The following is a 2,557-nucleotide window of genomic DNA, read 5'->3' as shown; positions in this document are numbered from 1 at the left end:
CTTAGAGTGTTATAGTTTTTCTAGCTAAGCCTGCACTATATAGGTGCTATTTCACTTATAAGTAATCCAAAAATATATGATTCTTTAATAGATAATTTTAAGTTTTTTCTAAAATTAACATAATACAACTTATACTAAATCCCTTTCAAAACAATTTCTTATAGATGTAAAAAAAGCCTAAGTAGTCACTCTTAGGCTTTTTTAGCAATTTTTCATGTTCCACGGTTTTATTCAGTTTTAATAAACCTTATCCGGTTTTTTGGTGAGTCATTATTTCATGTGCTTACACTGAAATTGGCTCATCAAAAAATTGGAGTCCTGGCTAACCATAGGGAAGGAAAAAACGGCTCAGGAAGCCTCTCTTCTTAGGTTCAGGCTCAACGTGTTCTGGAACAGGGATACGTTTGTTCTCTGCAGTAGTCAATCCGTCCTCTTTTTTTGGTGGAACTATGATTACTTCTTCCTTCATTTCTACAATGGGAGCTGATTTAGGGAGTTCGGGTTCACTAGGGTCTTGGATCTTTGGTTTGGGAGCTTCCAGTAAACGTTGCATCGTCTCAATTTGATTTTGATAAAAGGATTCACGCTCTTTTGCATCATCAAGCTGATTTTTCAGCATGTCTATCTGTTGCCTAAGTAGTAAAACTTCTGCCGAATTTGGACTGTCTATTTTTACAGACTCTTTTACATCTAGTTTTTTTGAAGGCTCACCAAAAACACGGATAGCCTCGGCTAGATCAATTTTATTATCAGAATTTTTACTTAAAATTCCTTTCTTTATGTTGTTGTAAATCGTTTGTCTATTGATATTGTAAAGCTTAGAAAGCTCAAGAACTGTAAGGCTTTTCATGTTGTAAATCTATGCCTAAACCTGTCAAAAGTTGTTGTCTATTAGACTGCCTAATAGACAAATGATCAAGTATGAATTTTAAGCAGCTTGATAGCCAACTTTTTGAAGATAAGGGAATAATTCTTGGAATTTTTCACTATCCTGAAGCATTTCAGCAATACGTATAGCGAATTGAGGATAGCTTTCTGTACCCTGAGAATACTTACCCATTTCTGGTAGTTCAGAAAGTTTAGTAGCAAATAAGTGGCGTTGCTTATCTGTCATCCTCGAGAACAGATTAGTTGTATTAGTATCTCTATTAGTTTGTATAGATCGAATAGTCGCTTTCTTTGGCTTAAAGCTAAAAGAAAATCCTGAAATTGAACGACCTTTTTTATGCTGTTCGTATTTAACAGTTATATCTGAAAATTCGTTGATTTGATCTACTGCAATATCTAAAACACGTCTCTTAAATGCTTCCATTCGAGTGTATTCGTTAACACCTATACCAAGTTGGCTACGAAATTTATTTAATTCATAAACAGGCGTTTTCCCTACAGACTTCCATTGCATTAAGAGTTCATAAAGACGTACTGCATAAACGCTTTTGAAGTCAGCAGTTTTTTTCAAATGATAACTAGTAAAGTACTGTTCAAACCCATCTATTTTAGTGACATGTTCAATTACCACACGAGTTAAGGTAACTAAAATTCTTCCTTCACCTTTCCGATAATTAGCATCTTGAATCCAGCGACTTTTTGTTAAAGTTCCATCTTCATTGGTAATCGTAAATTGTCTTTTAAAAAGAGAATCTTCTGCTTCAATTAATGCTAAATAAGCTGCATCTGGAGAAACGTTAAATGCTTTAGCATATCTAAGAGCATTTAATTCTAAAGGTTCATCTGTTGATAACCCTTGTCCAGTCTCACGAGCGTCTACAATTGCGAGCTGAAGTAAACGGGTTTCGCTTAAAGTAAGTGTCTGTAAAGCTTGTACAAGTTTATTAGATTTTACGACTAAGTCTGTCATTTCATTCTATTTAGCAACAATTTTATTGTGTTGCTATAACAACATAATAAATATTTGTTGTCAAATACCGAGGAAACGTTGCTATATAACCGAGGAAACGTTGCTATATAACCGAGGAAACGTTGCTATATAACCGAGGAAACGTTGCTATATAAAGCTTGAAAGCCTTGCAAATAAAAGGATTCAGTCGAGTTAAAAACATTTAAAAACTTTAAAAATAATTAAAAGCCCAGAGAATGAAAAATTGCCCTTGGTTTTCGCTTCGCTCAAACTCTATTGAATCTCGCTTTCGCTCGATTCGTTGGGGCAATTTTTGGTTAATATTTTCGTGACTTTTAGAAAAAGCAAAAGCAACTCGGAATTCGCTTCGCTCATCAGCTTTTTTTTCTCGCTACGCTCGGTTTAGGAATCAAAATTGGAAAGTTCGCACCCATACGGGATGCTCTGCTATGCAGGTGATTGATGGATAGGGAGCTTGTAATCAGGGAAAGGGATGGGCAAATTTTCTCAGTTCGCTCGTAGACACTCGCTCTGTTTAGCGACTCATGCCACGAGATTTCATTTTAGGCGCATGTTGCTGTGCTTTGAGCTGTTGTTCTTGTCTGAGTTTCATCTGTTGTTCTGCTTTGATCTCATCCACACATTTTTTAATGACTTGATAGGTTGGGTATAGAGTCTGGTATTGCTTGGCTTTGGCCG

2 protein-coding genes are annotated in these 2,557 nt (G+C 35.7%); both read right to left on the bottom strand.

From position 1 onward, the window contains the following. Positions 1–322: 322 nt before the first annotated feature. Entirely contained in the window at positions 323–850 is a 528-nt protein-coding gene (locus C3420_RS16730; RefSeq protein ID WP_103800945.1) for a plasmid replication DNA-binding protein, read from the bottom strand. A gap of 78 nt (positions 851–928) precedes the next feature. After that, positions 929–1,858 (bottom strand): replication initiation protein RepM, encoded by a 930-nt coding sequence (repM, locus tag C3420_RS16725; RefSeq protein WP_103800944.1) that lies wholly within the window; start codon positions 1,856–1,858, stop codon positions 929–931. Positions 1,859–2,557 lie beyond the last annotated feature (699 nt).

Origin of the sequence: Acinetobacter sp. ACNIH3 (assembly GCF_002918965.1) — a bacterium.
GTDB lineage: Bacteria > Pseudomonadota > Gammaproteobacteria > Pseudomonadales > Moraxellaceae > Acinetobacter > Acinetobacter schindleri.
The sequence above is the reverse complement of the archived record's forward strand: the minus strand, read 5'-3'. Positions and strand labels throughout refer to the sequence as shown.

What these genes read in the sequence shown, in the direction of transcription:
- C3420_RS16730 (WP_103800945.1), bottom strand. Translation starts at nt 850, where the DNA reads ATGAAAAGCCTTACAGTTCTTGAGCTTTCTAAGCTTTACAATATCAAT.
- repM (WP_103800944.1), bottom strand. Translation starts at nt 1,858, where the DNA reads ATGACAGACTTAGTCGTAAAATCTAATAAACTTGTACAAGCTTTACAG.